Source organism: Blastococcus sp. DSM 46786 (genome assembly GCF_900109665.1).
GTDB lineage: Bacteria > Actinomycetota > Actinomycetes > Mycobacteriales > Geodermatophilaceae > Blastococcus > Blastococcus carthaginiensis.
Window position 1 is genome coordinate 183,566 of record NZ_FOAO01000004.1, and the last position, 22,327, is coordinate 205,892.

Annotated in this window: 21 protein-coding genes; 6 read left to right on the top strand and 15 right to left on the bottom strand. The window is 72.2% G+C overall.

Features of this window, described 5'->3' with window-relative positions; all coding sequences use genetic code 11:
- The first annotated feature begins 102 nt into the window (after positions 1-102).
- The gene (locus BMW62_RS05550) at positions 103-1,035 is read left to right on the top strand and encodes a 3-oxoacyl-ACP reductase (RefSeq protein WP_091929841.1); all 933 of its coding nucleotides are present in this window, start codon (positions 103-105) and stop codon (positions 1,033-1,035) included.
- 77 nt (positions 1,036-1,112) lie between these two features.
- Here BMW62_RS05550 and BMW62_RS05555 read toward each other — a convergent pair whose 3' ends face one another.
- The 3 genes from BMW62_RS05555 to BMW62_RS05565 are packed head-to-tail and all read right to left on the bottom strand — an operon-like array spanning position 1,113 to position 3,443.
- Entirely contained in the window at positions 1,113-1,886 is a 774-nt protein-coding gene (locus tag BMW62_RS05555) for an SDR family oxidoreductase (protein WP_091929842.1), read from the bottom strand.
- A gap of 29 nt (positions 1,887-1,915) precedes the next feature.
- Complete coding sequence (locus BMW62_RS05560; protein WP_091929843.1) at positions 1,916-2,674, bottom strand: SDR family NAD(P)-dependent oxidoreductase; 759 nt, start codon at positions 2,672-2,674, stop codon at positions 1,916-1,918.
- Positions 2,675-2,717: 43 nt separating this feature from the next.
- The gene (locus BMW62_RS05565; RefSeq protein WP_348271450.1) at positions 2,718-3,443 is read right to left on the bottom strand and encodes a TetR/AcrR family transcriptional regulator; all 726 of its coding nucleotides are present in this window, start codon (positions 3,441-3,443) and stop codon (positions 2,718-2,720) included.
- A 100-nt stretch (positions 3,444-3,543) separates the two neighbouring features.
- Between BMW62_RS05565 and BMW62_RS05570 the strand changes: the two genes are divergently transcribed.
- Positions 3,544-5,091 (top strand): FAD-dependent oxidoreductase, encoded by a 1,548-nt coding sequence (locus BMW62_RS05570; protein WP_091929845.1) that lies wholly within the window; start codon positions 3,544-3,546, stop codon positions 5,089-5,091.
- Between the two features lie 61 nt (positions 5,092-5,152).
- Here the strand turns inward: BMW62_RS05570 and hsaA are convergent, their stop codons facing one another.
- Complete coding sequence (hsaA, locus tag BMW62_RS05575; RefSeq protein WP_091929846.1) at positions 5,153-6,331, bottom strand: 3-hydroxy-9,10-secoandrosta-1,3,5(10)-triene-9,17-dione monooxygenase oxygenase subunit; 1,179 nt, start codon at positions 6,329-6,331, stop codon at positions 5,153-5,155.
- Between the two features lie 163 nt (positions 6,332-6,494).
- Between hsaA and BMW62_RS05580 the strand changes: the two genes are divergently transcribed.
- From BMW62_RS05580 to BMW62_RS05590, 3 genes are all read left to right on the top strand, one after another.
- Positions 6,495-7,673, top strand: a complete 1,179-nt coding sequence (locus BMW62_RS05580) for a Rieske 2Fe-2S domain-containing protein (protein ID WP_091929847.1) — start codon at positions 6,495-6,497, stop codon at positions 7,671-7,673.
- Complete coding sequence (locus tag BMW62_RS05585; protein WP_091929848.1) at positions 7,673-7,948, top strand: ferredoxin; 276 nt, start codon at positions 7,673-7,675, stop codon at positions 7,946-7,948. The genes BMW62_RS05580 and BMW62_RS05585 overlap by 1 nt, the downstream gene beginning before the upstream one ends.
- A 98-nt stretch (positions 7,949-8,046) precedes the next feature.
- Positions 8,047-8,835 (top strand): SDR family NAD(P)-dependent oxidoreductase, encoded by a 789-nt coding sequence (locus tag BMW62_RS05590; RefSeq protein WP_091929849.1) that lies wholly within the window; start codon positions 8,047-8,049, stop codon positions 8,833-8,835.
- Between the two features lie 18 nt (positions 8,836-8,853).
- On the opposite strand, the gene BMW62_RS05595 is transcribed toward BMW62_RS05590, so the two are convergent.
- Positions 8,854-9,774 carry a LysR family transcriptional regulator gene (locus BMW62_RS05595; RefSeq protein ID WP_091929850.1) on the bottom strand — a complete coding sequence of 307 codons (921 nt, stop codon included), beginning with the start codon at positions 9,772-9,774 and terminating at the stop codon, positions 8,854-8,856.
- 70 nt (positions 9,775-9,844) lie between these two features.
- On the opposite strand from BMW62_RS05595, the gene BMW62_RS05600 reads away from it, so the two are divergent.
- A complete protein-coding gene (locus tag BMW62_RS05600; RefSeq protein ID WP_091929851.1) occupies positions 9,845-10,885 on the top strand; it encodes a YeiH family protein in 1,041 nt (346 codons plus the stop codon).
- 30 nt (positions 10,886-10,915) lie between these two features.
- Here BMW62_RS05600 and BMW62_RS05605 read toward each other — a convergent pair whose 3' ends face one another.
- The 10 genes from BMW62_RS05605 to BMW62_RS05655 form a co-directional block, all read right to left on the bottom strand.
- On the bottom strand, positions 10,916-11,665 hold the full coding sequence (locus BMW62_RS05605) for an SDR family NAD(P)-dependent oxidoreductase (RefSeq protein ID WP_091929852.1): 750 nt from the start codon (positions 11,663-11,665) through the stop codon (positions 10,916-10,918).
- The gene (locus BMW62_RS05610; RefSeq protein ID WP_091929853.1) at positions 11,662-13,161 is read right to left on the bottom strand and encodes an FAD-dependent oxidoreductase; all 1,500 of its coding nucleotides are present in this window, start codon (positions 13,159-13,161) and stop codon (positions 11,662-11,664) included. The genes BMW62_RS05605 and BMW62_RS05610 overlap by 4 nt, the downstream gene beginning before the upstream one ends.
- Positions 13,158-14,078 carry a VOC family protein gene (locus BMW62_RS05615; protein ID WP_091929854.1) on the bottom strand — a complete coding sequence of 307 codons (921 nt, stop codon included), beginning with the start codon at positions 14,076-14,078 and terminating at the stop codon, positions 13,158-13,160. Before BMW62_RS05615 ends, BMW62_RS05610 begins: the two co-directional genes overlap by 4 nt.
- 28 nt (positions 14,079-14,106) lie before the next feature.
- Positions 14,107-15,291 (bottom strand): acyl-CoA dehydrogenase family protein, encoded by a 1,185-nt coding sequence (locus BMW62_RS05620; protein ID WP_091929855.1) that lies wholly within the window; start codon positions 15,289-15,291, stop codon positions 14,107-14,109.
- A gap of 11 nt (positions 15,292-15,302) precedes the next feature.
- Positions 15,303-16,376: a 4-hydroxy-2-oxovalerate aldolase gene (gene dmpG / locus BMW62_RS05625; RefSeq protein ID WP_091929856.1), complete on the bottom strand. Its 1,074-nt coding sequence runs from the start codon at positions 16,374-16,376 to the stop codon at positions 15,303-15,305.
- Between the two features lie 14 nt (positions 16,377-16,390).
- The gene (locus tag BMW62_RS05630; RefSeq protein ID WP_091929857.1) at positions 16,391-17,314 is read right to left on the bottom strand and encodes an acetaldehyde dehydrogenase (acetylating); all 924 of its coding nucleotides are present in this window, start codon (positions 17,312-17,314) and stop codon (positions 16,391-16,393) included.
- A complete protein-coding gene (locus BMW62_RS05635; protein ID WP_091929858.1) occupies positions 17,311-18,108 on the bottom strand; it encodes a 2-keto-4-pentenoate hydratase in 798 nt (265 codons plus the stop codon). The genes BMW62_RS05630 and BMW62_RS05635 overlap by 4 nt, the downstream gene beginning before the upstream one ends.
- Before the next feature lie 393 nt (positions 18,109-18,501).
- Entirely contained in the window at positions 18,502-19,548 is a 1,047-nt protein-coding gene (locus BMW62_RS05645; protein WP_091929860.1) for a ferredoxin--NADP reductase, read from the bottom strand.
- Between the two features lie 16 nt (positions 19,549-19,564).
- Positions 19,565-21,277 carry an FAD-binding protein gene (locus BMW62_RS05650; protein WP_091929861.1) on the bottom strand — a complete coding sequence of 571 codons (1,713 nt, stop codon included), beginning with the start codon at positions 21,275-21,277 and terminating at the stop codon, positions 19,565-19,567.
- The gene (locus BMW62_RS05655) at positions 21,274-22,140 is read right to left on the bottom strand and encodes an alpha/beta fold hydrolase (protein WP_091929862.1); all 867 of its coding nucleotides are present in this window, start codon (positions 22,138-22,140) and stop codon (positions 21,274-21,276) included. The genes BMW62_RS05650 and BMW62_RS05655 overlap by 4 nt, the downstream gene beginning before the upstream one ends.
- Between the last annotated feature and the right edge of the window lie 187 nt (positions 22,141-22,327).

Here is a 22,327-nt window from a genome sequence, read left to right on the forward strand (position 1 = left end):
CCGCCCTACGCTCCGCCGGCAGCCCGCCCGGCGGGCGCAGTCGAACGTCCGTCACGTGCGGCGGCCGCACCTGTCGGTGGCCGCTGGAAGAGGAGTAGCCCGGTGAACGAAACGACCAGCCTGGAGGGCCGCACGGCCGTCGTCACGGGGGCCGGCGCGGGTCTCGGCCGCGCGGAGGTGCTCGCCCTGGCCGCCCGCGGCGCGAACGTCGTCGTCAACGATGTCGGCTCGGCGGCGCACGACGTCGTCGCAGAGGTCGAGGCGCTCGGCCGCAAGGCCGTCGCGGTGACCGGCGACGTCGGCGACTGGAGCCTGGGCGAGCAACTGGTGCAGGCCGCCGTCGACTCCTTCGGCAGCCTGGACATCGTCGTCAACAACGCCGGGATCACCCGCGACACCATGCTGTTCAACCTGTCCGAGCAGCAGTGGGACGACGTCATCCGGGTGCACCTCAAAGGCCACGCCTCGGTGTCGCGTGCCGCCGCGGTGCACTGGCGGCAGGCGTCGAAGGCCACCGGCGGCCCGGTGTACGGGCGGGTGGTCAACACCGCGTCCGAGGCGTTCCTCTTCGGGTCTGCCGGCCAGGCCAACTACTCCGCGGCCAAGGCCGGGATCGTCGCGCTCACCCTCTCGACCTCCCAGGGGCTGTCCCGCTACGGCGTCACCGCCAATGCGATCTGCCCGCGTGCGCGCACCGGCATGACCGACGGCGTCTTCGCCGAGGCGGCCACCGGCGACGGGTTGGACATCCTCGCGCCCGAGCGGGTCGGCACGCTGGTCGGCTACCTCGCCTCCCCCGCCTCGCAGGGCATCAGCGGCCAGGTCTTCGTCGTCTACGGCGACTTCGTGGCTCTGCTGGCCCCGCCCACCGTGGAGAAGAAGTTCACCGCTGCCGACGGCACGTTCACCGTCGAGGAGCTCGACGAGCAGCTGACCGGGTACTTCACCGGTCGCAGCCCGCAGCAGACCTTCTCCGCCTACGACATCGCCCGGCTCGACACCACCGGCGTCCAGAACGTGGCCGCCTCCCGCTGACCCCGTCCACCGGAAGGGCCCCTGCCACCGTCGGCGGCAGGGGCCCTTCCGCTGCTCGGAGCTTCCCGGCGAGCTGGTCAGAAGACGGCCGGGCCCCGCAGACTGACCTCCGCGCCGCCGTCGACGTAGAGCACCTGGCCCGTCATGTGCGTGTTCGCCGGACCGATCAGCCAGCTCAGCGCCTCGGCGATCACCTCGGGGCCGGCGTAGCCGTTCAACGGCATGGGCACCGCGCGGTCCATGACCTGCTTCATCCGCTCGTCGGCGAACAGCGCGGCGCTCATCGGGGTGCGCACCACGCCGGGTGCGACGACGTTCAGCGGGATGCCCGCGCCGGCCCACTCCGGCGTGACGCAGTCCCGCCGCACCCACTGGGCCAGGGCCGCCTTCGACGAGGGGTACAGCCTCTGCGGCCCCTCCCCCATCACCACCTCGGCCCGGGCGAGGGCGGCCGCCTCGTCGTCGGCCAGGCAGGCTGCGACGACCTCCACGTCGACCTGCTGGGTGCCGGAGATCGACCCGACGACGGCGGCACGCGGAGCGGGCGCGGCGGCCAGCGCCGGCCGCAGCCCCTCGGCCAGCGCGGTGACGCCGAAGAAGTTGACGCTCACCAGTGCCGGGGACGGGGTGTTGATGCCGGCGCAGGCGACCAGCCCGTCGAGCACTCCCCCGCACCGCTCGAGCACCGCCTCGACGGCATGGGCACGCCCGGTGCACGTGCCCAGGTCGGCGCAGACGTCGGCGTCCTTCAGGTCGATGCCGATGACGGTGTCGCCCGCCTCGGTGAGCTGCTGGGCCAGGGCCTGGCCGATGCCGGAGGCGGAACCGGTGACGGCGATGCGGCGGGACATGGGTCTCCTGGGGGTTCGTCAGCGGGCGATCAGATGTGCGACCCGCCGTCGACCCGCAGGTCCACGCCGGTGAGGTAGGAGGCGTCGCGCGACGCGGCGAAGGCGATCGTCGCGGCGATCTGCTCGGGCCGGCCGGTTCCCATGGGCGAGACGATCCGGGAGTAGTAGCGCGCGTCCAGGCCCTCGAACTGCACGCCGGCGGTCAGCGGGGTGGCGGTCGAGCCCGGGGAGACGACCAGGACGCGGATGCCGCGGCCGATCACCTCCGAGGCCAGGCTCAGCGAGAACGCGAGCACCGCTCCCTTGGTCGCCGAGTACGCCGTCATGTACGGGTTGCCGTGGCTGGCCGACGACGATGCCGTGTTGACGATCACGCCGCCCGCGGGCAGGTGGCGCAGCGCCTCGCGGCAGAACAGCGCCGTGCCGACGACGTTGACGTCGAACAGGGCTCGCAGGTCCTCGACGGCCAGGGTCCCGATCGGCGTGGTCCGGTGGATGCCGGCCACGTTGACCAGCGCGTCCAGCTTCTCCAGCGCGGCGACAGCGCCACTCACGGCGGCCACGACGGCGGCCTCGTCGGAGACGTCGGCGACATGCGGGAGTATCCGCCCCGGCCCGGATGCCGCCGCGACGGTGGCCGCCAGGCCGTCCTCGCTGACGTCGACCGCGAACACCTCGGCGCCCTCGGCGACGAGTCGCACCGCGGTCGCGCGGCCGATGCCCGAGCCGGCGCCGGTGAGCAGCACGGCGGTGCCGGTGAACCTGTCGCGGACGATCTCGTGCTCCATGGCTGCGCCTGTCTCCCTCGCGTCGCTCGGCGAGAGGCGGACGCTAACCGACCAGCTCGGCCGCGGGTGGGGTGTTCCCGGTCATCGGGAGCTCGGCGTCCGCCCGTACCGAGCCGCGCCCGGCGAGCAGCAGCCGGCAGGCGACCCGGAGATCGGCCTCGGCGTCCGGGAGCGAGGTGCGGCCGTTGAGCGCGGAGGTGAGCAGGCCGTACCAGCACTGCATGACCAGCCAGACCGCGGTGATGTCCTGCGCAGTCGGCTCTGATGCCCCGAGCGCGCGAAGGAGCAGGTTCTGCGTGGTGCGGTCGCTGCGGGCCGCCTCCGGCACCCGGGCGGCGTGGGCGGAGTTCTGCGCCTGCAGCAGCGCCTGGGCCAGGGTCGGCCGGTGGAAGAGCTGGCGGGTCGCGGTGACCAGCACGTCGTAGACCGCTTCCTCGGGGGCCTGTCCTGGACGCGGCGGCGAGATCCGGGCATCGAGGAGGTCGATCTGCTCGGCCATGACGGCGGAGAAGAGGTAGGTCTTGGACGGGAAGTACCGGTAGAGGGTGCCGATGGCGACACCGGCCTCCTTGGCCACGTCGTGCATCTGCACTTCGTCCAGCCCCTTGGCGGCAGCGAGGTCCGCTGCCGCTCGGAGGATGCGTCGGTGCCGCGCCTTCTGACTCGGCGAGGTCGGCTCGGCTGCCTCCCGGGCCTCGGCGATCCTGGGCACTGTTACCTCGCGATGTCGGGACATGGACGATTGAAATGATACTGACCGGCACCGCATCCCCCGCCAGCCGCCGTACCGCTGAACGGGATCGTGCCTCCGACGGGTGACGAGCGCCGGTTGAGTGCCTCGGAGCGGGCGGCGCGCGGAGGAGGCACGGGTGGACGGGCAGGATGCAGGGACCGGTGCGCAGGAGAGCGAGTACGACGTGGTCGTCGTGGGATCCGGGGCCGGGGCGCTGACCGGAGCGTTCGTGGCAGCTGCTCGAGGACGGTCCGTCGTCGTCCTCGAGGCCACGGACCGATTGGGCGGCACCTCGGCCTACTCCGGCGCTGCGTGCTGGCTGCCTGGCACGCAGGTGCAGGAGCGCGCCGGGATCGGCGACTCCTCCGAGGCGGCACGGACCTACCTGCGGGCGCTGATCGGGGAGGGCACCGCTGCCCACCAGGATGCGTTCGTCGAGCACGCGCCGGCGCTGGTCGAGTTCCTCGAGCGCGACCCCGCGATCGCCTTCGAGTGGCGACCCTTCCCCGACTACTTCGCCGCCCCGGGCCGGATGGACGCCGGGCGGGCCATCAACCCTCTCGACCTGCCCGCCGCGGAGCTGGGCGAGCTCGCCGCGCTGGTCCGTCCGCCCGTGGACCGGGACCGGGCCGGTCGGGACCACGCGCGCTCGGCGCCTCTGAGCCAGGGACGGGCGCTGATCGGGAGGCTGCTGCTGGCCTACGTCCGCGCGGGCGGGAACATCCGCACGGGAGCGCGTGTGACCGGCCTGCTCACCGATGACGGCCGCGTGGTCGGCGTCGTGGCCCTGACCGCCGACGGCCCGGTGGAGGTGCGCGCCCGACGCGGCGTGCTGCTGGCGGCCGGCGGCTTCGAGCGGAACACGGCCATGCGCGCCGCGCACGGGGTACCGGGCGCGGCCGAGTGGTCGATGGCCCCGGCGGAGGCCGCAGCCGGAGAGCCGATCGGCGCGGCGGTCGCGCTGGGCGCGGCCACCGACCTGCTCGACCAGGCGTGGTTCTGCCCCGGGATCCTGCACCCCGATGGCTCGGCCGCCTTCACGCTCGGATTCCGCGGCGGGCTGATCGTCGACGGCCACGGCCACCGGTACGCCGACGAGTCCCTGCCGTACGACCGGATGGGGCGGCAGATGGCGGCCGCCCCGGATCGCGTGCCGTCCTGGCTGATCTTCGACTCCCGGACCGGCGGAGAGCTGCCGGCCATCTCGCTGCCCCCGCTGCCGGCCGACGTGCACCTCGCCGCCGGCACCTGGGTGCGCGCCGGGACGATCGAGCAACTGGCCCGGCAGATGGGCGTCCCGGCGGCTGCGCTGACCGCCACGGTCGACCGCTTCAACGGGTTCGCGGCCGCCGGCGTCGACGAGGACTTCGCGCGCGGCGACGACCCCTACGACCGGTTCTTCGCTGCCGGCGACGGCCCCAACCCCTGCCTGGTCCCGGTGGACACCGCGCCGTACTACGCCGCCCGCCTGGTCCTGAGCGATCTCGGCACCAAGGGTGGGCTGCGCACCGACGCGCACGCCCGGGTGCTGCGCGCCGACGGCGACGCGATCCCCGGGCTCTACGCCGCCGGCAACACCAGCGCTTCCATGGCGGGGCCTGTCTACCCCGGCCCCGGCGTCCCGATCGGGACCGCCATGGTGTTCAGCTCCCTCGCCGTACGGGACATGACGGGGGCGCTCTGATCCCGATGCCGCCGTCGGACGGCGGGCCCCGGTTCCCAGGTGGAGCCGGGGCCGTTCGGTCTCAGATGAGGTTGTCCTCCACCGCCAGGCCGAAAGCGCCCTTGCCGTAGAGGGCGAGCGTGCGCTCGACGTCGTTGGCCACGTGCACGCTGCCGGCATGCACGTCGCGCCAGGCACGCTCGATCGGGTTCCCCCTCCGCAGCGAGTTGCCGCCGGCGGTCTTGAAGAGCAGGTCCGCGGCCGCGAGGGAGCGCTCGGTGGCCCGCACCTGATCGCGGCGGGTGCGCAGTCGCAGCTCCATCGGGATGCCCTCCGCCGCGGCCGCCTGCCGGTGCAGCTCGCTCATGTTGCGGTCCATCTGCAACGTGGCCGCGTCGATCTCCGAGGCCACCCGGGCGACGGCGACCTGGGCAAACGGGTCCTCGGCGAACCGGCCACCGCCCAGCGACAGGCGCACACGGTCGCGCATCGTGGCGACGTAGGAGTCGTAGCAACCCTGCACCGCGCCGAGGAGCGGAGAGGTGACCGCCGAGGCGAACACCGCACCGAAGGGCATCCGGTACAGCGGGCCGGGATTGGCGCGCTGCCCCGGGCCGCGCAGCTGGGAGTGCTCGAAGTTGCGCAGCACCCGGTGCTCCGGCACGAATGCGCCGGCCACCTCGATGTCGTTGCTGCCGGTCCCGCGCAGCCCCATCACGTCCCAGACGTCGTGCACCACGAAGTCCGTGCGGGGCACCAGCACGGTGAGGAAGTCCAGCGGCCGGCCGTGGACGCCGACGACCAGGGCTCCGAGCAGAGCCCAGCCGGCGTGGTCGCAACCGGAGGAGAAGCTCCACCGCCCGGTCAGCTGGTAGCCACCGTCGACCTCGGTGAGGCGCCCGACCGGTGCGTAGCTGGATGCGACCAGGGTGTCCGGATCGGGGCCCCAGACGTCGTCCTGGGCGCCTTCCGGGAAGAGCGCGAGCTGCCAGGGGTGGACCCCGACGACCGAGGTGACCCAGCCGGTGGAGCCGCATGCGCCCGCAACCGCCCGCACCACCCGGAAGAACTCGGTGGGGTCGCACTCCGCGCCGCCGTAGCGCTTGGGCTGCAGCATGCGGAAGACACCCGCGTCACCCAGTTCGGCCATCGTCTCGTCGGACACCCGGCAGGCCTCCTCCGCCGCCGCGGCGCGATCGGCTATGCCGGGCAGCAGCGCGGCCACCCGGGCGTGCACCGTCGTCCCTCCGGTGTCGCTCATCCCGGTTCCTCCTCGCGCGTCGATGCGTGGCACGGACCCGATGGTGCGCCGTGGCGCGGCTCCGGCTCGTGGCCTTTCCGATGAGTGAGACGCGCCACCCCGTGCCGTGGCACCCGACCTACGTTGGCGCTCGAGCACCAGCACTCGAGGGGATGGTCGGGCAATGACCGCTGTGCAGGACATGGACGAGATCCGCCGCATCGAGGCCGAGGCGGCACCGACACGTTTTGCGCGTGGTTGGCACTGCCTCGGGCTGATCCGCGACTTCGCCGACGGCAAGCCGCACTCCATCCAGGCGTTCGGGCAGAAGCTCGTCGTCTTCCAGGGCGAGGACGGCTCCGTCAACGTCCTCGACGCCTACTGCCGGCACATGGGTGGCGACCTGTCGCAGGGGACCGTGAAGGGCAACGAGGTCGCCTGCCCGTTCCACGACTGGCGCTGGGGCGGCGATGGCAAGTGCAAGCAGATCCCCTACAGCCGGCGGGTGCCCCTGCGGGCGCGGACGGCTGCCTGGCCGACCCTGCAGCAGGACGGGATGCTCTTCGTCTGGAACGACCCGGAAGGCAACCCCCCGCCGGCCGACGTCACGATCCCGCGCATCGAGGGCGCGACCAGTGACGAGTGGACCGACTGGCGCTGGTACTACACCGTGGTGAACACCAACTGCCGTGAGGTCATCGACAACATCGTCGACATGGCGCACTTCTTCTACGTGCACGGCTCGTTCCCGACCTACTTCAAGACGATCTTCGAGGGTCCGGTCGCCACGCAGATCCAGAACGGCGTCGGGCGGGAGGACGTTCGCCCACCGGCCAAGGAGGGGCAGCCCAAGCTGATCGGCAACACGTCGGTGGCCGCCTACCACGGACCGTCGTTCATGATCGACGACCTGACCTACCACTACGACAACATGGACCTCGAGTCCGTGCTGATCAACTGCCACTACCCCATCGACGCCAACTCGTTCGTCCTGCAGTACGGCGTGATCGTCAAGCGTTCGGAGCACCTGCCCGGCGACGCCGCCGAGAAGCTGGCCATCGGGACGGGCGACTTCATCCGGCAGGGCTTCGAGCAGGACGTGGAGATCTGGAAGAACAAGACCCGGATCGACAATCCGCTGCTCTGCGAGGAGGACGGCCCGGTCTACCAGCTGCGACGCTGGTACGAGCAGTTCTACGTCGACGTCGCCGACGTCACGCCGGAGATGGTCGAGCGGTTCGAGTACGAGATGGACACCACCAAGCCCAACGAGGCGTGGCGCCGGGAGGTCGAGGAGAACCTCGCCCGCCGCGCCGCCGCCGAGGACACGCCGGCTGCCTGGGCAGCGGGTCAGCCGGTCTGATGGCGGTGCGACCGGACAACCGGCTGCTCGACGCCCCGATGCGGCCGGTTCGGTGCCGCCGCTGCTCGGCGCAGGTGCAGGTGCGGAAGAGCAGCTGGCAGCAGACCAGTGTCCAGTGGGACGCCGACGCCGTCGCCGCGTGCGTGGAGCGGCGCTCAGCACAGCCCGGCTCGGGGCCCAACAGCAACTTCTTCGAGAACTGCTCGGAGCTGCGCGCCTCGATCCGGGGCGCCGCCGTCGAAGGCCTGCTCCCCGTTCCCGACGCCGAATCCTGAGCGCCACCTCAACTCCGTGACACGCCTCGCGCCGGTCAGTCCTCACGGATCGACCGACGCGACGCGCAGCACGGCCGATCCAGCTGAGAGGCGACATCGTGATCGACAACCAGACGTACGGCCCCTGGGCGGTCATCGCCGGTGGCTCCGAGGGCGTGGGCGCCTCGTTCGCACACCAGCTCGCGGACGCCGGGATCAACCTGCTGCTCATCGCCCGCAAGCCCGGGCCTCTCGCCGAGACCGCTGACGCGGTACGGGCGAAGGGCGTGACGGTACGCACCCTCGAGCTGGACCTGCTCGATCCGGGCGCGGTCAAGGCCATCCGGGAGGCCACCGACGACGTCGAGGTCGGGCTGCTCATCTTCAACGCCGGCGCCAACTCCTACGGACACGAGTTCGTGACCGGTGAGCTCGATCGCATCCAGGGCGTCATCGACCTCAACATCGCCGCACAGCTGGCCCTGACCCACCACTTCGGCGCGCTCATGCGCGAGCGTGGCCGGGGCGGGATCGTGCTGGTCGGCTCGCTGGCCGGCTACATGGGCACCGCGGACATGAGCATCTACTCGGCGGTCAAGGCGTTCAGCCGGGTGTTCGCCGAGGGGCTGTGGCTCGAGCTGCGCGAGCACGGCGTGCACGTGCTCGAGCTCGTCCTCGGGGTGACCCGGACACCGGCGATGGAGCGGGCCGGGCTGGACTTCTCCATCCCGGGCCTCAACGTCGCCGAACCGGAGGACGTCGCCCGGGAGGGCCTGGAGCAGCTGCCTCACGGGCCGGTGTGGATCGCGGGCGGCAACGAGGCGGTCGCCGCCAAGCGCAGCGGCATGGACCGCGCCGAGCTGGTCAGCCGGGCGCACGCCCACCACCAGCGCCTGATGGGTCGCTGATCCCACCGGCGCCGCCGGTCAGCCCGGAGCCCTACCGGAGCTGCGCTCGGCGATCTGCACCAGATCGCCGGCCAGGCCGGTGAGCTGGCGCGGTCCGATCCACACCGCGGTCAGCCGCCGCTCCAGATCGACTCCCGCGACCGGCACCCGGTGCAGCTCGCCGGAGGCCAGCGCGGCGTCGACGGCCAGTGCGCTCAGCACCGCCGGCGGTCCCCCGGTCAGCACGCTGAGCCGCACCGCCGCATTGCTGGTGAGGGCCAGCGCCGGGGCCACCGTGGTACCGGCGCCGCCCAGCGCTGCCTCCAGCGCCGTCCGGGTGCCCGAGCCCGCCTCGCGCACCACCAGCGGGGTCGCGGCGAGTTCCGCCGACGTGACCGGGTCGCGCCGCTGCGCCCACGGATGCCCGGGATGGACCACCACGACGAGTTCGTCACGGCCCACCTCCAGGTGGTGCAGGCCGCCAGGCAGCTCCGGCGACTCCACGAAGCCGATGTCGTAGTTCCCGGCTCCGACCCCTGCCGCGACGTCGGCGGAGTTCTGCACGTCCAGGGCGACGCGGACCGCCGGGTGGCGACGCCGGAGCTCGGTGAGCCAGGCCGGAACGAGGTACTCGGCCACGGTCATGCTCGCGGCCACGCTCAGCCCGGGACCGGCGCCGGCCCGCAGCGCGTCGATGCCGGCACCCAGCCGTTCCGCGGCGTCGAGCACGCCGCGTGCCCAGTCGACGACCAGCGCGCCCTCCGCGGTGAGCGTCGACCCCCGCGGGGACCGTCGCAGCAACCGCACCCCGCTCCCCCGCTCGAACCGGGCCACGGCCCGGCTGGCGTTGGGCTGCGCCATGCCGACGGCGCGGGCGCCCGCGCCGAGGCTGCCGTGCTCGGAGATGCTGACCAGCAGCTCGAGCAGGGCCAGGTCGGGCCAGTCCCGATGCCCAGTCATATCCCGAGCATATGGCCCCATGACAGCCCGGGGACTACTGCCGTCCAGAGGCCGGGACCAGCATCAGGGCATGTCTTCCCTCACTCCCGGCGCCGGTCGCCCGGACCGCGCAGCCCCTCGGCCGGAGCCGAGTGGGTGGTGGGGCGCGCTACCCGGGCTCGTTCTCTGCACCTTCGCAGCGGCCGCGTCCTCCGTGCTGCACCGCGCCGTGCCGTCGGTGAGCGTGCTGATGATCGCGATCGTGCTGGGCGTGGTCATGGCGAACGTCGTCCGGCTGCCTGCGACGGTGCAACCGGGCCTCTCCTTCTCGGCGAAGCGGCTGCTGCGGCTGGGCATCGTGCTCCTGGGCCTGCAGCTGCTGTTCGGCGACGTCCTCGGGCTGGGCGCCGGGATGCTGGGAGTGGTCACCGTGATCGTGGCGGGAGGTATCGGTTCGACCCTGCTGGTGGGCCGCCTCCTGGGCATCAGCCCCACCCAGCGGCTGCTCATCGCCTGCGGCTTCTCGATCTGCGGCGCCGCCGCCGTGGCCGCGGTCGACGGCGTGGTCGATGCCGACGAGGAGGAGGTCGTCACCGCCGTCGCGCTGGTCGTGCTCTTCGGCACGCTGATGATCCCGCTGGTGCCGCTGACCGCCGCCGGGCTGGGCCTGTCCGAGCACGTCGGTGGGCTGTGGGCGGGTGGCGCGATCCACGAGGTGGCCCAGGTGGTCGCGGCCGGCGGCGCGATGGGCGCAGGCGCGCTGACGGTGGCGGTGGTGGTCAAGCTCGCGCGGGTCCTGATGCTCGCCCCGGTGATCGCGGTGGTGAGCTGGCAGCGGCGCCGTCAGCCAGCCGGCGGGCCGGAAGAACGTCGTCCGCCGCTGGTGCCGCTGTTCGTCGTCGGCTTCCTGGCCATGGTGGTGGTCCGGTCCAGCGGGATCGTCCCCGAGGCGGTGCTGGACGTGGCCCGAGCCGCTCAGGTGGGCCTGCTGTCCGCCGCCATGTTCGCACTGGGCTGCGGGGTGCGGCTCAGCTCCCTCCGCCGGGTCGGGCCGCGTCCGCTGCTGCTCGCGCTGACTTCCACCACCGTGGTCGCGGGCGTATCGCTGGGCGGTGTGCTCCTGGTTTCCTGATTCTCGGTCCGGCGCCCTCGGCATCGGGGGTCACACGTGCGAACCGCCGTCGAGCCGGAACTCCGTCCCGTTGAGGTAGGCACCGTCGGCGGAGCCGGCGAAGGCGATCGCCGCGGCCAGGTCCTCCGGCTTGCCCGGCTTGCCCCACAGCGGGTACGTGCGGGCGTACCAGGAGACGTCGATGCCCTGGAACCGCTGCTTGTCCATCGTCAGCGGCGTGGCCACTCCGCCCGGCGACACCGGGACCACGCGGATGCGGCGCGGCGCCAGCTCGGCGGACAAGCTCACCGCGAACGACAGCAGCGCGCCCTTGGACGCCGCGTAACCGGTCATGCCCGGATGGGCCTTCGTCGCCGCGGTGGACGTCGTCAGCACGATGACCCCGGTGCGGTCGGAAACGTGCGGCAACAGCTCCCGGCACAGCGTGACCGGCGCGAACAGGTTGATCGCGAACAGCCAGCGGTAGTCGTCGAGGTCCAGGCCGGTCATCGGCGTGGTGCGCAGTGCCCCGGCGACGTTGGCCAGCACGTCGATCTGACCCAGCTCCGCCACGCCCGCGCCGGCCGCGGCCACCACGGCGTCCTCGGTGGAGAGATCGGCGGTGTGGCAGGTCAGCCGCGCCGGATCCTCGACCAGCTCCCGGGTGGCCGCCAGTCCCTCGTCGTCGCGGTCGACGGCGAAGACCGTCGCACCTTCGGCTACCAGCCGGACCGCGGTCGCCCGACCGATGCCCGAGCCTGCCCCCGTGAGGAACACCCGCTTGCCGTCGTAGCGATTCATCGCCTCGTCCTCGTTGATGACTGTCGGTCCGCATCCCTCGCGGCGGCCCGGCCGGCACGTCGGCCGAAGAAGGTGCCGTCGCCCAGCGACGTCCCGCTGATGTAGCCCTCGCCGTGTATGCCGGCGCTGGCCCGCCCCGCGGCGAACAATCCCGGGATGGCCGAACCGGAGACGTCGAGCACCGCGCCGTCCACGGTCGTGTGCAGCCCGCCGAGGGTGAAACCGGCGGCACCGGTCCCCTGCGGTGTGGCGTCGCGGCCGCTGGCGAATCCCAGCCGGGGGTCCAGCGCGGCGAACGGTGGCTCCAGCGGGCGGAGCCACTCCGCGTTCTTGTGGAACAGCGGGTCCTCGCCTGCGGCGGCGTGCCGGTTGTAGAGCTCGACCGTCGCCTGCAGCGCACCCTCGGGGATGCCGAGCTCCGCCTCCAGCTCGGCGAGGGTCTCGGCCGCATGGGTGGGCCGCACGCCCCAGAGGTCGCGGGGCGGGATCGACTCCCAGCCGGCCTCGTCGACGACGACCCACCACGGCCCCGGCTGGTGCACCACCGCCGCGTGGCTGAACAGCCCTGGGTAGACGTCCTCGTTGATGAACCGCTGGCCCAGGCCGTTGACCATCATCCCGCGCACCATCGCGGCCGGCAGGGCGGTCAGCGCGATCTCCACCGACCCCATGCGGCGGGTGGCGGCCCCCAGCGCGGCGGCCATGCGGATGCCGCTGCCGTCGTCCAGTCCGTCGCTGACCTTGCCGTGGCCCAGCAGCAGCGGGGCGTGCGCGGCCAGCATCTCCTCGTCGTCGACGAACCCCCCGGTGGTGAGGACGACGCCGCGCCGCGCCCGGTAGGCGACCTCCGCGCCGAACCGGCGCGCCGTCACCCCGACCACCCGCCCGCCCTCGATGACCAGGGAGGACGCCAGCGTGTCGGACTCGATCGTGACCCCGGCGGCGCGCACCGCCGCGGTCAGCTTCTCCATGATCAACCAGCCGCCCCACGACTCGGTCGCCGGCCGGTGGCCGCGCGGCACCGGCCGCGCCAGCTCGTCGTAGGGCCAGGCGTTCTCGCCGAGCCACATGAGGCCGTCGGTCGTCGGCGGCATCCAGCTCGGGGCGCCGTACAGCGACTCGTTGAACTCCAGACCCAGCGAGCAGAACCACTCGAAGTGCTCGACGCTGCCGTCGCAGTACAGCCGCAGCTTCTCCTCGTCGGCGTGCGGGCCGAGCGCGGCGCGGAGGTAGGCGAACATGGTGTCCGCGTCGTCCTCGAAGCCGCAGGCCTTCTGCACCCGCGTCCCGCCGCCGAGGTAGAGCTCTCCCCCGGACTGCGCCGAGGACCCGCCGGGGCCCGAGGCCCGCTCGAGCACGAGCACCGACGCACCGGCGGCGGCCGCCTCGAGGGCGGCCGCCCCGCCGGCGCAGCCGAGGCCGACGACGAGCACGTCGACCTCGGCCTCGATCCGGTCGATCGCCGAGGCGGGAACCGGGGCGACCGACCCGCTCATGCCCCTGCGGCCCGCGGGACGAAGGCGGCCAGCGGCTCCGAGCCCGACCAGTCGTGGCCCCAGTAGCTGTCGGCGGTGATCTCCTCGGCGGTGTAGGAGGACTCGTCGACCAGCATGCCCTCGCAGCCGTACTCGATGTCCCACCCGCCGGGGGCGCGCACGTAGAAGGACACCATCTTGTCGTTGGTGTGCCGACCCAGGGTCGACGACAGCGAGAAGCCGGCCCGGTTCACGTTGTCCAGTGCGCGGCCCACGGCGTCCAACGTGTCGACCTCGACCATCAGGTGCACCAGGCCCGGCGGCTCGCCGTGCGGTGCCGGCGCGATGGCCAGGCTGTGGTGACGCTGGTTGACCCCCATGAACCGGACCCGCCGCGGCGACTTCGGCCCACCGAGCCGCATGGCACCGCGCGGCTTGAAGCCGAGCACCTCGCAGTAGAACGCCACGGTCTCGTCGGGGCAGGTGGTGGGGAGCACGACGTGCCCCATCCCCTGGCCGCCCGTCACGAACTGCTGGGCCTGCCCCGTGATCAGCGGCGAGTGGTCGAGGATCGGCGCGAAGAACACCTCGACGGGAGTGCCGGACGGGTCCTGGAAGGCGATCGCCTCCTCGACGCCGCGGTCGTCGCACTCGTCGCGGGACAGCTCCTTGACCGCGACCCCGGACGCCTCGACGGCACGGCCGACCGCGGCCAGCGCGAACTGGTCACGGACCTCCCAGCCGACCGCGCGCACGTGGTCGTGGTCCCCGGGCACCACGATCAGCCGGGCGCGGCGCTCGTCCATCCGCAGGTACAACGCGTCCGGGTTCGGGCCGCTGCCGACCGCGAAGCCGAGGGCGCCGACGGTCAGCTCCCGCCAGCGATCGACGTCGGTGGTCTGGACCTCGAGGTAGCCGAGGCCACGGATCTGGGTCATGTGCTGGTCTCCGTTCGAGAAGGGCGGATCAGATCATCGAGCGCATCGGTCCCGGCGGCGGCTCGATGCCGAGCTGGGACAGCGCGGCCACGTGGTTGATGGAGCCGGGCACGTGGATGGCGTGCGTCAGGCCCATGTGGGCGTCCCGCCAGAACCGCTGGAGCGGGTTGTCCATGCGCATGGCGTTGCCACCCGACCGCGCGACGATCTCGTCCACCGCCCGCACCGCCCGCCAGGCGGCCTGGGTCTGGTTGCGCCGGCCCAGCGCCCGCTCCTCGAAGGAGAACTCGTGACCGGCGGCGGCCAGGTCGTACATCCGGTTGGCGTTGTCGAGCAGCGCGGCCCGGGAGGCGGCGATCTCGCCGGCGGCCTCACCGATCGCGTAGAGCACGTACGGGTCGTCCTTCACCTTGGTCCCGGTGATCTGCACACGCGTGCGCTGGTAGGCCAGGTGGTGGGCCAGCGCACCTTCGGCGATGCCGATGACGGCCGAGGTGATGCCGAGCGGGAACGCGCAGGAGAACGGCAGGTGGTAGAGCGGGTTGGTCAGCCCGGCGTCCTTGGGCTGCGTGCCGTCGACCAGCTTGGCGTTGTGGATGATCCGGTAGGACGGGATGAAGGCGTCCTTGACGACGATGTCCTTGCTGCCCGTGCCCCGCAGGCCGACGACGTCCCAGGTGTCCTCGACGATCTCGTAATCCGAGCGCGGCAGGATCACGTGGATGTTCTGCGGTGGCTTGGCCATGTCGCCGTTCTCGTCGCCCAGGAAGGCACCGAGGAAAATCCAGTCGCAGTGATCCGTGCCCGAGGAGAACTGCCACCGGCCGTTGAAGACATACCCGCCCTCGACCGGGCGCAAGATGCCCATGGGGGCGTACGGCGAGGCGATCCAGACGTCGTGATCGGCTCCCCACACCTCCTCCTGCACCCTGGGGTCGGCCATGGCCATCTCCCACGGGTGGATGCCGACGATGCCTGCGACCCAGCCGGTGGAGCCGTCCAGGGCGGCGATGGCCATCACGGTCTCGGCCCACTCGACGGGGTGTGCCTCGGCGCCGCCGTAGTTCGCGGGCTGCAGCATCCGGATGACGCCGGCGTCGCGCAGCGTCTTCGCGGCGGTGTCGCTGAGCTTGCCGAGACTCTCGTTGACGACGCCCTGCGCGCGGATCTCGTCAGCGCGCTCGGTGATCGCGTCGAGGGCGGTGGTGGTCATGGTCGTGGACCTCAGTTCTTTCCGGCGAGCGTGGAGTTCTTCTCGGCGAGCGAGACAGCGATGTCGATCAGCTGGTCCTCCTGCCCGCCGACCAGCTTGCGCCGTCCGGCCTCGATGAGGATCTCGGCGCCGGAGACCCCGTAGCGCTGGGCCTGGCGGTCTGCGTGCTTGAGGAACGAGGAGTAGACGCCGGCGTAACCCATGGTCAGGGAGAGCCGGTCGAGCAGGCACTCGCCGTCCATGACCGGGCGTACGACGTCCTCGGCGGCGTCGATGATCTTCAGCGTGTCGACCCCGGTTCGGATGCCGAGCTTCTCGGCGACCGCGACGAAGGCCTCGACCGGCGTGTTCCCGGCCCCGGCACCGAACCGGCGGGTGGACCCGTCGATCTGCTGGGCGCCGGCCCGGACGGCGAGCACGGAGTTCGCCACACCGAGGCCGAGGTTCTCGTGCCCGTGGAAGCCGACCTGTGCGTCGTTCCCGAGCTCGGCCACGAGCGCGGCGATCCGGTCGCTGGTCTGCTCCATGATCAGCGCCCCGGCGGAGTCGACGACGTAGACGCACTGGCAACCCGCGTCGGCCATGATCCGGGCCTGCTTGGCCAGCACCTCCGGGGGCTGGCTGTGGCTCATCATCAGGAAGCCGACGGTCTCCAGGCCCAGCTCCCGGGCCAACCCGAAGTGCTGGATCGAGATGTCGGCCTCGGTGCAGTGCGTGGCGATCCGGCAGATCGCCGCACCGTTCCCTGCCGCCTCGCGGATGTCGTCCTGGATGCCCAGGCCGGGGAGCATGAGGAAGGCGATCTTGGCGCGGGTGGCCGTCTTCACGGCCTCCTTGATCAGCTCCTGCTCGGGGGTGTGGCTGAACCCGTAGTTGAACGACGAACCGCCGAGGCCGTCGCCGTGGGTGACCTCGATGACCGGCACCCCGGCGTCGTCGAGGGCGCCGACGATCGAGCGGACGTGTTCGACGGTGAACTGGTGGCGCTTGGCGTGCGAGCCGTCGCGCAGCGACGAGTCGGTGATCCGGATGTCGAGGTCGGCACTGTAGGCCTTCGCGGCCGGGAAGGCGGAGAGAGCAGTCATGGGAGTCGTCGTCCTCAGCTCGCGGCGGGTGTGCGGTCGGCCAGGATGCGGGCGGCGAATCCCTCGCCGACCGCGGTCGCCGCGGCGGTCATGATGTCCAGGTTGCCGCTGTAGGGCGGCAGGAAGTCCCCGGCGCCCTCGACCTCGATGAACACCGCCACGCGGGCCATGCCACCGCTCATCGGGTTCGGGTCGTCGAACTGGGGTTCGGCGCGCAGCCGGTAGCCGGGCACGTAGCTCGCGACATCGGCGACCATCTTCGTGATCGAGGCCGCGATCGCGTCGCGGTCGGCGTCCTCCGGGATGGCGCAGAAGATGGTGTCCTGCATGAACATCGGCGGCTCGGCCGGGTTGAGGATGATGATGGCCTTGCCTCGCCGTGCGCCACCGATCACCTCGATGCCCCGGGAGGTCGCCCGGGTGAACTCGTCGATGTTGTTCCGGGTGCCCGGGCCGGCCGAGGGGGACGCGACGCTGGCCACGATCTCTGCGTAGGCCACCTCGGTCACCCGGGACACCGCGGCCACCATCGGGATGGTGGCCTGGCCGCCGCAGGTGATCAGGCTGACGTTGGGAGCCTCCCGGTGCTCGTCGAGGTTGACGGCGGGGACGACGGCGGGGCCGAGGGCAGCCGGGGTGAGATCGATGGCCTGGATCCCCCGCTCGGCGTAGCGCGGGGCGTTGGCGCGGTGCACGTAGGCCGAGGTGGCCTCGAAGACCAGATCGGGCTGCTCGTCCTGGGCCAGTAGCCAGTCGACACCTTCGGCCGAGGACTCCAGGCCGAGGGCGGTCGCCCGGGCCAGGCCCTCGCTGGCGGGGTCGACCCCGATCATCCAGCGCGGCTCGATGCTGGCCGAACGCTGCAGCTTGTACAGCAGGTCGGTGCCGATGTTGCCCGAGCCGACGATGGCGGCGGTCGCCTTGCTGGTGGCGGTCACTGGTCTCCCCCGGTGAAGGTCAAAGCCACGGAGCCGAGTCCGACGAACTCGGCACGGAAGGTGGAGCCGGCCCGGACGTCGAACGCCCGGGTGCAGGAGCCCGGCAGGATCACGTGCCCGGCCTCCAGCTTCACGCCGAAGGAGGCGACCGTGCGGGCCAGCCAGGCGACGGCGGTGGTCGGGTTGCCGAGGACGGCGCTGGTGTTCCCGCGGGCCACCTCGACGTCGTCCTGGAACAGCACCGCGTCGATGTCGGCCGGGTCCAGGTCGCGCGGACTCATCCGTGCGGCGCCCAGGACGACGCCGGCCGAGGAGGCGTTGTCGGCGATCGTGTCGGCCAGACCGATCCGCCAGTCGACGATCCGGCTGTCGATCAGCTCGATGCTCGGAGCCAGGTACTCGGTGGCGGCGAGGACGTCGTCCTCGGTGCACCCCTCCCCCGGCAGCGTGTCGCCGAGGACGTAGGCGACCTCCACCTCGATCCGCGGGAAGCAGTACCGAGCAGTCGGCACCGGGGTGCCCTCGGAGAGCACCATCGTGTCGAGCAGGTGGCCGTAGTCGGGCTCGTCCACGCCCATCATCTGCTGCATCACCGGGGAGGACAGCCCCACCTTGTGGCCGTGCACGGTGGCGCCGTCGGCCCGCTGACGGGCGATGTTCAGCAGCTGGATCTCGTAGGCGTCGACGACGTCGATGCCGTCGAACGTCGCCGTCAGCGGCTCGATCGGCGCCCGGTCCCGCTGGGCGGCCCAGAGCCGGTCCGCAGCCAGCTGGCGGTGTGTCGGGCTGAGCATCCGAGGCCCTTCGTCGATGGGTGCAGTGGCCGAGGAACCGTCGCACCGGACGACCGGCGCCGGTGGTGACCTCCCGCTCAGTGGGAGGCACGCGGGCCGGTCGATCGACTCGGCCTCGACCGCGCCCGGCGCACGGGCGGCGGTGCCGGTGCACCGCGGTGCGGACCAGTGGGGCTCCCGGCAGGCTCCGCGGGGCGACCGCGATCCGGACGCCAGTGCTGCGGCTTCGTGGACGGAGGCCCCGACCCGCTCCGGGTGGGTCCCGGATCCCGGCAGCCGGGACACCGGCCGGAACAGGCCCAGGCGGTCCACCGGTGACCGGCCGGGCCGCGGTCGGGCCGACGTCGGCAGCCTGCACGGCGCCGGCGGGCAGCAGCGTCAGCGCGCCGGGGCTCAGGCCTCGTAGGTGACGCGGAAGCGCTCGCTGACCGGGAGCGCCTGGCAGGCGAGGACCAGCCCGTCGGCCAGGTCGGCGGCGTCGAGCACCTCGTTGCGCTCCATCGTCACCTCGCCCTCGAGGACGACGCAGGCGCAGGCGCTGCAGTTGCCCTCCCGGCACGAGAAGGGCGCATCCAGGCCGGCGTTGCGCAGGGCGTCGAGCAGCTTGGTCCGGCGGGGCCAGGCGACCGTGCTCGTCTCCCCGTCCAGCTCGACCTCGACCTCGGCCGCCGGGCCGGCGTCGTCGTCCTCCACCTCGATCTCCACGGGCGGCACGTCGGCGAACGGGTCGTTCGTGAGCGAGGTGAAGCGCTCGATGTGCAGCCGCTCCCCCGGCACGCCGGCGGCGGTGAGCGTGGCCTGGGCCAGGTCCATGAAAGGACCGGGGCCGCAGACGAACACCTGCCGGTCCGCGTACGGCTCGGTCAGTGCCCGCAGACCCGCAGCGCTCGGCAGCCCCTGCACCGATTCCAGCCAGTGCAGGACCACGAGCCGCTCGGGATGCTCCTCGATGAGGGCGAGCAGCTCGTCACGGAAGATCACCGAGTGCTCGTCGCGATTCGCGTAGACCAGGGTCACCGAACCGCTGCCGACCGACAGCGCCGACTTGAGGATCGACATCACCGGCGTGATGCCGCTGCCGGCGGCGAGCAGCAGGAAGTCGTCGTCCAGCGATCGGGGCGAGAAGGTGCCCGAGGGGCGCAGCACCTCCAGCACGGCCCCTGCGGCGACGTTGTCGCACAGCCAGTTGGAGCCGTAACCACCCACCGTCCGCTTGACGGTGACCTTGAGCCGCTCCGGGCAGTGCGGGGAGCTGGACAGCGAGTAGCAACGGGCAGCCCCCCCGTGCCGCTCCGATGGCACCCGGACCGTGAGGAACTGGCCGGGCCGGTACCCGGAGAAGTGCTCCGGCTCCTCGGGCTCGAGGACCAACGAGTGGGCGTCCGGCGTCTCGCGGACGACCTCGACGACCCGCACCCGCTGCGGGGCCTGCTGGGACATGCTTCCTCCCTGCGGGTCAGACCGGCTGGGCGAGCGGCCCGCCCGCGGTCCGAGGACCCCCGGCGGTGGACCGGGCGGACGCGGCGGCATCCTTCGCGGCGACGTAGCCGAAGACGATCGAGGGGCCGATGGTGGCGCCCGGGCCGGCGTACTCGTTGCCCATTACCGACGCCGACGTGTTGCCGGTCGCGTACAGGCCGGGGATGGGATCACCGTTGCCGCGCAGCACCCGGCTGCGCTCGTCGGTGACCAGGCCACCCTTGGTGCCGAGATCCCCGACCTCGATGCGGAACGCGTAGAACGGCCCCCTGTCGATCACGTCGAGGTTCGGGTTCTTCAGCGTCGGGTCCCCGTAGTAGCGGTCGTAGGCCGAGCCGCCGCGGCCGAAGTCGGCATCCACACCGGTGCGGGCGAAGCCGTTGAATCGGTCGGCGGTGGCGACCAACGCCTCGGCCGGGACGCCGATCTGCTCGGCCAGCCCCGCCAGGGAGTCTGCTCGGAAGGCGATGCCGGCGTCGTAGAACTCCTTGGGGATCGGCATGCCGGGCAGGATCTGCGCGAACGGGTACCGCGAGCGGGCCTTGGCATCCATGACGAACCACGCCGGCACGTGCCCACCGGCGAGCTGGTCGTGCACGAAGTTGACGTAGGGCGCGGACTCGTTGGTGAACCGCTGTCCGGCGGAGTCGACGATGACCGAGGGCGGGATGCACCGCTCGGACACCAGGGGGATGACCGCCCCGGCCGGGTGCCGCACCGAGGGCATCCACCAGGCGTCGTCCATCAGGTCCAGCGCCGCCCCGGCCTTCTGCCCCAGCAGGATGCCGTCGCCGACGATCTCCCGCGCACCGGCGCTGTAGTCCGGGTGCGCCCCCTCGGGCAGGTACTGCTCACGCATCTGCTGGTTGTGGTCGAAGCCGCCGGTGGCCAGCAGCACGCCGTGGCGGGCACCGATGCGCATCGGCGTCCCCTCACGGCTGATCTCGATCCCGCGGACCGCACCGGCGTCGTCGAGCACCAGGTCGGTCATCGGGGTGCGCAGCCACAGCGGGATGCCGGCGTCCTTGAGCGCCATGCGCATGCGCGCGGCCAGCGCCCGTCCACCGGTGGCCATGTGCCGACGGCGGACGACGTTGCTCGACACCCGCCAGGCTGCGACGACCGAGGCCCAGCGGCCCCGCCAGGTGCGCTTCACCATCGCCAGGTCGTGGTAGTCCTTCGCGGTCACCCACAGGCCCAGCGGGCCCTTCATGCTGTTGGGCCGCTGGTACTTCTCGTCCTCGCCCAGCTTGCGGGTGTCGAAGGGCTTGGCCTCGATGGAGCGGCCCAGCGGGCGGCCGCCCTCCAGCTCCGGGTGGTAGTCGGCGTAGCCCTTGGTCCAGTCGAAGACCATCCACTTGCTGCGGCAGAGCAGCTCCATGGCAGCGGGGCCGTGGTCGACGAAGGCGTCCAGCCGGGCGTCCGGGACCCGGCCGTCGGTGAGCAGGTCGAGATAGCGGCGGATGGACTCGCGGCTGTCGTCGTGGCCCTTCGCCTTCAGCGTCGGATTGTTCGGGATCCAGATCCCGCCGCCGGAGATCGCGGTGCTGCCGCCGAACTTCTTGCCCTTCTCCACGACGAGCACGCTCAAGCCCGCGTCCGCAGCGGTGAGCGCCGCGGCCATGCCGCCGCCCCCGGAGCCGACGACGAGGAAGTCGTACTCCTCGTCCCAGTCCCCCACCGCGGTCATGCCGCGTCCTTCCGGGTCAGGAAGGCCAGGACAGTGGCTTCCCAGGCCTCCTTGGCCTCGATCATCGCCCAGTGCCCGCAGTTGGGGAACACGTGCAGTTCGACCTCCGGGATCGTGCGCATCGGGATGAGAGCCATGTCCATCGGGCTGACCCGGTCGTCGCGACCCCAGGTGATGAGCGTGCGCGCCTTGATCTTGTGCAGCATGGCCCAGTACGGCGGCGCGTCGGAGTTCGCGGCCGCTGCGGCGCGGGACTCCATCGCCTTGCGGCCGTACATGCGGCGGGCACTGGCCAGGGTCTCCGGGTCGGTGGCCTGGGCCCACCGCTCCTCGATCAGCTCCTCGGTGACCATCGCCGGGTCGTACACCATGGAGTGGAGCCACTGGACCAGTCGTTCGCGAGTCGGCTCCTCGGTGAACTCCACGAGCAGCTTGATGCCCTCGCCGGGTGACGGGCTGAAGATGTTCCGGCCGATGCCGCCGATGGTCACCAGTCGGCGGATGCGGTCGGGATGGGCGGCGGCCACCTGGGCCGCCACGATGCCGCCCATCGAGTTGCCCACGACATCGACCTGGTGGAGCCCGAGACCGTCGAGGAAGCGCAGCACCGAGGCGGGCGCGGCGACCATCGGGTGCTGGTCGGTCGGGTCGCTCACCCCGAAGCCGGGGAACTCCAGCACCAGGCAGCGGAAGTGCTCGGCGAAAACGGCCAGGTTGCCGCGGTAGTTCCGCCAGCCGGTGACCCCGGGGCCCGAGCCGTGCAGCAGCAGCAGCGGAGGGCCGTCGCCGGCCTCGTGATAGCGCAGCACGCCCTGGTCTGTGGGCAGCTCCCGGAGCGTGGATTCGTAGGTCAGCGGGGTCATCGGCGGATCAGCTCCAGCGCACACGGGATCGGGTGGTCGGCGGGCGTGGGAACCGTAGGCGGGCCCGGGGGATGGTCGGCGGCAGGCGTCCCGATCAACGGGACGGCCGGGCAGGTCCGGAGCGGCGCGACCGGTTCCCCGATCGGTCGCCGCCTGCTTCCGGTCACCGGGACGCGGCCGGGGAGGG